Annotated in this window: 11 protein-coding genes; all 11 read right to left on the bottom strand. The window is 29.4% G+C overall.

The window, feature by feature from the left end; all coding sequences use genetic code 11:
* The coding region (locus IAA47_06675) for a baseplate J protein (GenBank protein ID MBU3842646.1) at positions 1-314 on the bottom strand (314 nt) is incomplete at its 3' end.
* On the bottom strand, positions 307-624 hold the full coding sequence (locus IAA47_06670) for a hypothetical protein (protein ID MBU3842645.1): 318 nt from the start codon (positions 622-624) through the stop codon (positions 307-309). The genes IAA47_06675 and IAA47_06670, both read right to left, overlap by 8 nt.
* 4 nt (positions 625-628) lie before the next feature.
* Positions 629-1,015: a phage tail protein gene (locus IAA47_06665; protein ID MBU3842644.1), complete on the bottom strand. Its 387-nt coding sequence runs from the start codon at positions 1,013-1,015 to the stop codon at positions 629-631.
* Between the two features lie 18 nt (positions 1,016-1,033).
* Positions 1,034-1,555: a phage baseplate assembly protein V gene (locus IAA47_06660; protein MBU3842643.1), complete on the bottom strand. Its 522-nt coding sequence runs from the start codon at positions 1,553-1,555 to the stop codon at positions 1,034-1,036.
* Positions 1,548-2,618 (bottom strand): late control protein D, encoded by a 1,071-nt coding sequence (locus tag IAA47_06655; protein ID MBU3842642.1) that lies wholly within the window; start codon positions 2,616-2,618, stop codon positions 1,548-1,550. The genes IAA47_06660 and IAA47_06655 overlap by 8 nt, the downstream gene beginning before the upstream one ends.
* Entirely contained in the window at positions 2,615-2,824 is a 210-nt protein-coding gene (locus IAA47_06650; protein MBU3842641.1) for a hypothetical protein, read from the bottom strand. The genes IAA47_06655 and IAA47_06650 overlap by 4 nt, the downstream gene beginning before the upstream one ends.
* Positions 2,814-5,849 (bottom strand): phage tail tape measure protein, encoded by a 3,036-nt coding sequence (locus tag IAA47_06645; protein ID MBU3842640.1) that lies wholly within the window; start codon positions 5,847-5,849, stop codon positions 2,814-2,816. Before IAA47_06645 ends, IAA47_06650 begins: the two co-directional genes overlap by 11 nt.
* Before the next feature lie 60 nt (positions 5,850-5,909).
* Positions 5,910-6,239: a hypothetical protein gene (locus IAA47_06640; protein ID MBU3842639.1), complete on the bottom strand. Its 330-nt coding sequence runs from the start codon at positions 6,237-6,239 to the stop codon at positions 5,910-5,912.
* 137 nt (positions 6,240-6,376) lie between these two features.
* Positions 6,377-6,748 carry a hypothetical protein gene (locus tag IAA47_06635; protein ID MBU3842638.1) on the bottom strand — a complete coding sequence of 124 codons (372 nt, stop codon included), beginning with the start codon at positions 6,746-6,748 and terminating at the stop codon, positions 6,377-6,379.
* A gap of 9 nt (positions 6,749-6,757) precedes the next feature.
* Positions 6,758-7,276, bottom strand: a complete 519-nt coding sequence (locus tag IAA47_06630; protein MBU3842637.1) for a phage major tail tube protein — start codon at positions 7,274-7,276, stop codon at positions 6,758-6,760.
* Positions 7,277-7,302: 26 nt separating this feature from the next.
* On the bottom strand, positions 7,303-7,644 hold a 342-nt coding region (locus tag IAA47_06625; protein ID MBU3842636.1), incomplete at its 5' end, for a phage tail sheath family protein.

Genomic DNA, 7,644 nt, shown 5'->3' with positions numbered 1-7,644 from the left:
GGGATAGTTACTACATTAGGAAATATCTTAGAAAAAGTATATTTAACTGTTGCCTTTGCTCCTTTTTCTTGTATTCTTTCTACTCCTACAAGCTCTCCTAATGCTTCTAAATACTCATTTTCTGAATATCTTAATAAGTTCATTCTCCCTGTATAGTTAATATCATTTTTTATAATACTAAAAATATAAGTTACCCATCCGATAAAGTCATTAATAGGATCCCCATCTTTTATGGTTACTCCCATTATTTCCTCATAACCTTCTTTTATAGTTTTTTCAACATTATCAACATTTTCATCTACAAATTTAATCATCTATTATTTCTCCTTTCACACTAGCTTGAACTAGCGTCTTTATTCCATTGTTAGATGTTAAATTAATTTCAGACACTTTAAATCTTTTTTCTTCTCTTTCTATTTCCTCAACTGTATCAGCGGTCATCTCTGCTTCTATAACAAGTTGAGGTTTATCAACATTTTCTACTATTATTCCTTTATGTCTTGCTAGGGGAATATTTCCTTTCACTCTAGTCACTATATTTTCTATATTTTGAGCAATTTCTTTACTCGAATTTTTAGGTTTAAATATATATTCTTTTTCATTTTGAGTAATTTGCATTTCCATTAGTTTAGTTATACTCCTTTAATTGAAGAGATAAATCAATTTTTGTTACAGTCCCTAACCCTGTGTAACTTTTATATACTTCTGAAATATTTTCTATAACATAAGTTCCAATAACTTTCCCTCCTAGAATAAACCTAAGTTTCTCTCCCTTTGCTCCATACTCTTTTAACTCTTGAGCTGATTTAGCAGGATTCACATTAAAAGCAGCATTTAAATGTATATTAAATTTTATATTTTCCAAATTTACTCCATCAAATTGAAGCTTAGGTTTACTCCCTATTATTTGATGTTCTATCCATCTGTAATTTATATCTCTATTTAAAGAGTCAAGAGTTTTAATATAAAAATTACTACAAGCAAAGATTACTTTACCTAAACTTCCTACAACCATAGTAATGTTTCTCCTTTCTTATTTTTGAGGGGGTCCTGATATATCTCCACCTGCCTTAATTCCCGTTGTTTTATGATTTATTAATGAAACTCCATCCGCTTGGATATCTTCAGTTGTTGTTATTCCGCCCTCTACGATTATATCTCCTTTGATATTTATGTTTCCTGTGATTGATATTTTAGGACAGATTATTTCTATATTTTTTTTACAATCTACATATAATTTAGAGGTGTTTTCATCAAATATTATCCTAGTTCCATCTGGATATATGGTTATATATTTTCCCTCTCCTGCCTCTTCCATTACAGGATCTTTGATATTATAACCACTTCCTAAATAATATCCACTATTTCCTGTTGCCGCTATTAAACAAAGTCCTTTTTCATTGATTTTGGGCATACTATACTGTTTAACACCTTGGTTTCTTCCTTGAAATACTGTAAGAATAGCACTTGAAATATTTAAATCTTCAAATTCTACTTTTACTCGCCCCTCATCATGAAATATATGAGATACTGTTCCATATCTTATTTCACTCATCTAATACCATCCTTATTTCTAAAGTTAAATCATATATTTTTAAATCAGTATTTATACTTGTTATTAAATATTTCCCCGTAAAAATACCAAAATTTTCTAAAAATATAGCATCTCCTACACATATAAGTTCCTCTTTACCTATAACTTCTATTGTTCCTCTTATAGCCTGTTTATTTTTCTCCCTCAAAGCTTTCTCAGCTACTTTAGATAAATACTCTCTTTTTTTTGCTTTAGTCTCTCCTGGCGGCTCTTTCTCCTGGTTAATAAATAACACTCTTTGAGTATTTCTTTTATATCCTGGTCTTTGCTTTGTAAAAAAACTCTCTTCTATTTTTTCTCCTAGATAACTATCATAATAAGTGATTTTACACCCAGCATATGTATCTGTATCATCAGTTTCTAATGAATAACTTTTAATATTATTTCTATGAAAAATAAATTTATATTCTTTTTCTTCATATACTTTTTCTTCAAATATGATTAATTTATCATTATATAGCTTGATAATTATTCCTATTTCACTTCCTAATCTCTTTAAAAAGTTAAAATAAGATTCAAGCTTTTGCTCAACTCTTTTATATTCTCTGTTAAAATCACACTCATATATAAGTTCAAGACTACATTCTTTAGCAATATCTCTAGCTATCTTTTCAAAAGTTACAGCTTCCCAAACTCTATTTTTTTTATCATCCATAATATTAGAAACAATATCTACAGATAAAGCTGATATAGTTACTATATCTGGAGGTCCAGAATAAGAGACTCTATCTATATAAAAGGTTCCAATATATATTTCTACTTCACTATTAGTTTCCCAATTACATAAATATAACCAACATTCAAGCTTATCTCCCTTCAAAGGATTCCAGTCATTCATCCATAACAATTCTCTATTATGAATAGTTAAATCTAGTGTGTCAAATTCATTTAAAGAGTCCGAGTAACTAAAACTGATTAAATCCTGGTCTATATACTTAGTAATATCTGTATTTTCATATAATACTTTTAACTTTAATTTTCTACTGTTAGAAACTACTTTTTTTATTTCTTCACTTAGATTCATTTTCTTCTCCAAGGTGCTACTTTCTCTTCATAAGTTTTAGGAATTTCTTGATATTTTATTTCAATTCCAGCTTCAAAAATTAAAGTTCCATGATGTTCTAAATTTTTTTCTAATAAAGTATTATATAATTTTGAATCTCCAAATAGCTTATAAGAAATACTATCCCAGGTATCTCCAAGTACTGTTATATATATTTTATCTTCCATGTCCTCTCCTGAATTTTTCCCTTTCATATTTATTCATACTTTCTTTAAACCATCTCTCAAAATCCTCTTTATCTTTTTTCAAAGTAGCTTCTAGACTTTGATTATTATTAGTATAAATAGTTGGAGAATAAGAAAGAGTTATAGCTGTACTTGAATTATTGTTAGTTGTAGAAGTAGGATTATAGGTTCCAAGTAATTCTCCCGTTTTTTGCCAAAGGTTTAAACTTTTAGGAGTCCTTTCATGTGGAATTATACTTTCAGAACTTCTCCCTTCTCCTACTAAAGCAAGAGTTGGAGAATTGACTACTCCTCCTGTTGCAAATTGTGGAATGCCAAATTGATCTCCAATCCATGAAAATCCATTTTTTATGCTATCTGTTACACTGAAATTCTTTATTTTTTCATAAATTTCTAATACTCCATCAAGCATATGTTCCGCTTTTTCTTTTATTCCTTCTATTTTTTTATCTAACCACTCAAAAGGTATTCCTAGTATTGCTAAACTTTTTTCTTTAAAAACATTAAATTGTTCAATTGCTCCAGTGACCATATTTACAATTCTATCTTTTAACTCTCCAGCTTTTAGTTTTATAGTATCCCAGTTTTCATATAAAGCTTTTCCACCTTTAATCATATAACCAATAGGACCAAGTAAATACCAATATTTATCTACTAATTCTATTACTTTATCTTTGAGCTGGACTGCTTTTTCTTTAACTGTATCCCAATTTTTATACAGCATATATCCCGCTGCAATTAAAGCTGTTATTCCTAAAATAACCCAAGTAACAGGACTAGCTAAAGCAGCCATACCAAGACTTCCTAATTTAGCCAATCCACCTATTATAAATTTACTGCTAGTCAATATTCCTGTTCCTATCATCTTTCCTACTTGAAGTCCAGTGCTTCCTAATAATTTTAAATATTTAATTCCTATTCCTGTAAACTTAATTATCCCACTAGCTATAACTTTACCACTAGTCAATACACTTGTTCCTATTACCTTTCCTACTTGAAGTCCAGTACTTCCTAAGTTTTTAAATTGTTGTATCATCATTTTAGTAACTTTTATAGTCTTAATACCCAACTCTTTTTCTGTTGCTAATCCTATTAAATTAATAATACCAGCATAACCTTGTAATAAACCACCTATAAGTTTTAAAGCTCCTCCAAATCCATATAAAGCTCCTGTTCCATAAACAAAAAGTTTTACCATTCTTTTCAAACCTTCTGGATCTTCTTTCATCATTTTTAAAAGCTTTTCTAAAAATACTTTAAGATATGTTGCACCTTCTTTTACAAGTGGAAGTAATTCTGTTCCTAATTCTGCTTTAATAGCGTCAAATTCTGTTTTTAAAACTTGGAGTTGATTAGCAGTTGTATTTTTTTGAACTTCTGCTTCTTTGTTTGTAGCTCCTGAATAAATATTAGAGTCCTTTGCTAAATTTATATTTCTTTTTAATCTATCAAAAGCTCCCATTATATTTGCAGCTGCTACTTTTCCCTCTTCTCCAAATAGCATAGTCATAACTGCACCTTGCTCATGTTCTTGTAGTTTACTCAGCCTAAAAAATACTTTTTCTAAAGCTTTTTCTGGATCTTTTAATGTATCTTTTGCTAAATATTCTGCATCTAAACCTAATATATCTAATGCTTTTATCTCACTTCCAGTGGCAGCTTTTCCTTTATTTAAAATTGTTAATAACCTTTTTGCTCCAGTTGCTGCTATCTCTGGTGCCATTCCCATTTCCATCAATGAAGCTCCGAGGGCTGCTGTTTGATTCGTAGCCATTCCTACTACAGTTGGAAGATTTCCCATTCTAGTTATAAATTCTGCTATCTTAATTTCACTAGCTCCTGTATTATTCCCTAGAGTATTAATTTGATCATTTAACTCTTTTAATTGGTTTAGATCCATACCAAAGGTATTTCTCCAGGCGAACATATATTCCGAAGCTTGTTCTCTACTCATATTAAAAGCCATTCCCATATTAGCAGCTGCTTCTATATAGCCTACTGCTTCATCTTTATTTAATCCACTTTGACCAGCATTGGCAGCCATATCATATAATTCTTCTAAGGAAACAGCTACTCTTTTTTCAGAGACAAGTTTTATTAAATCCTCTTTAAATTTAGCTTCTTCTTCAGCTGTTTCAAAGTCAAATTGTTTTTTTACTCCTGCAAAAGCTGTTTCTGTTTTTATAGCTTCTGAAATAAATCCAGCCCCAGCAACAGTTGCAACTCCAGCAGCTTTTAAAGGTAGATTTCCATAAGTTGCTATTTTCTTGCCTTTTTCTTTTATAGCTTCAGCTTTTTGATATTTCTCTAAAGCTTTATTATATGCACTTGCTTTCTTTTCAAGTTCTTCATAAGATTTTGCTGTATCTTTAATTGAGATATTCTGTTCTTTTAACTGCTTTGTAGTCTCTCTAATTTCATTTATATTTTTCTTTTGCTTTTCCCTTAATGATTGAATTTTATTTTCTAAATTAAGGTGTTGTTTTCCTAAATTATTGCTTTCTTTAGAATTAGCACTTATTTCTTTTTTTGTTTTTTCTAATTCATTCTCTAAAGGGACTAATTTTGAAGTAATATTTTTAGCCTCTTGGCTCAAATTTTTATATTCTTTTGCAAGAGCTTTATTATCTCCTTTTCCTTCTTTCATTTCTTTTGAAATTCTAGACATTCTATTAGTAAGTGCTTTTTTTTGAGAGGTAAGTTGAATTATTTCTCCTTCTAATGAAGAATAAGTTGATTTTAAAGTTCTTCCCTCTTTATCTACTTCAAAAAGTCTTGTTTTTAATTTTGCTAACTCTTTTTGTGAATAAATTATTTCATTTCTAGTTTCTTTTCTAATCAGCTGCATATTTTCATATTTTTTTAAATCTCTTTGAGTTTTTTTTAACTCTGAGGTTTTATTTTTTAATTGATCCATCAAAGTTCCAGCATTTTTAATATTTTTACTAAAACTTGTAGATAATGCAGCTCCTATCCCAATAGATATTGCCAGTTCCTTCAATGCCATTTTTCCTCCAAATAAAAAAACCACTTACTCATTGAATAAGTGGTTTAAAAAATTGTTATTTTAAATTATTTTTGATAGTATACATCCAACTATTATAGATAGAGCTACTGTAATTCCTACCCAATAAAAAGCTCCTAATACAGCTAGAACAATACAGAATAAAATAGCTATAACCAAAAATACTTTGGGAATAATCATTATGAATTTTTCAAGAAATGTCAATTTTATATCTTTATTTCCAGCTAGATATTCATCAACTCTTTTTGAGGATTCATATGCTTCTTTTTCTATTCTTTCTCTATCTTTAATAGACTTTTTCTTATATTCTAAAGAAATTTTTTTCATATCTGTTCTTACTCTTCGCCATTCTTCTTTTAAGCTAGTTATCATACTATCTCACCTCTTACTATGAGTATACTATATAACCATAGTAAGAGCAACCACTTATTTATTTTTCTCATCTAGTATTTCATTAATAGTTTCTAGCCATTCCGCCCACTCGTAAATTGGAAGGTCTAGCCAGTACTCTAAACTTGTTCTCGTTTCTTTTGCAATAATGAGTCCGACTTTTCTGATATCAGATCCGTTAAGATTTCCCAATCCAAGCCATCTAAGAAACCCTTTATCACTGCCGTAATTTTTAAAAAGTCATCTCCTGGTAATCCTATCAATTCATTATATCTACATCCTATTATCTTAGCTGCTATATATCCTTGATAAGCTCTTAAATTTTCAAATGGAACATTTGTAGGTAATCCAAATCCTTCATTTAGTAAAAATTCTCTTTCTGCTTCTAATATGGATCTTGCAGTAAAGTTTTCTTTAGTTATATTTACTTCTTCTATTCTTTTTTCAGTTCCATCAATATTTTTTATAACAATTGGTCTACTTAATTGCATTTATCCCCCTTACATTCCCATAGCAGTTCTTAAATCTGCTGAATAATCAATTCCATTAAGTCTAAAAATCATATTTGTCTTATCTAACTCAAGAACCTCTGTATCATCATATTCAATTTTCAAATAATTAATAGTAAATTCTCTTTTACTATCGGTTGCTTTTCCAACTGAAGCTTTTCCTAATGAAAATCCTTTTGGAATTCCTCTCGCCATAATACTTAATTTTCCTGTCGTTATTTTCCCTTCAGTTTCATCATATGACTGTATCCCAGCTTTTATTTCCAAGTTATAAGCTCTCGGTTCCAATACCTTGAAATCATTCCCAATTATAGCTCTAATATTTAGAGCTAAAGTAAGAACTGAGGTATGCCCAGGGGTTATTGACTCCATTTCACCCATTATCCCCGCTCCTGATATTGTTTCTGTCATAAATTGGATATCGGGTAAATCAACATCTACCAAAGCAGTTTGATCTCTAGAACCATCAACATATAGCAGATAGTTTGCTATTTTTTCTGGTATTTTCATTTTTTATCACTCCTTAAACTGTATTTTTAAGCTGAAAATAAATTATTATAATAATCTGTATCTATCTCACAATCAAATTCAGCATATTCCATAGGCAATGCTGGACTAAAATAAATTTTAAACTTTACTTTTCCATCTAAAAGTGATGTTTTAGGATTATCTTCTGCTCTAAATTCTATTCTTCCACCTATTAACATTCCAGAAGCTTGTAAGCCATTTAGCCATATATTTATACTGTCTTTAAAATTCTTAATAAGATTACTATTAGTTGGTTTATCTATTTTATCCCAAAAGTTTGTTATTAAAGTATTATTCAAGAAATTAAACATCATTCTTGAAGCTATAAAATTATCTTTAGCATCCATTAC

The sequence above is a fragment of the Candidatus Fusobacterium pullicola genome (assembly GCA_018883725.1).
Classification (GTDB): Bacteria; Fusobacteriota; Fusobacteriia; order Fusobacteriales; family Fusobacteriaceae; genus Fusobacterium_A; species Fusobacterium_A pullicola.
Note: the sequence above shows the minus strand (reverse complement) of the source record. Positions and strands in the feature narration are given on the sequence as shown.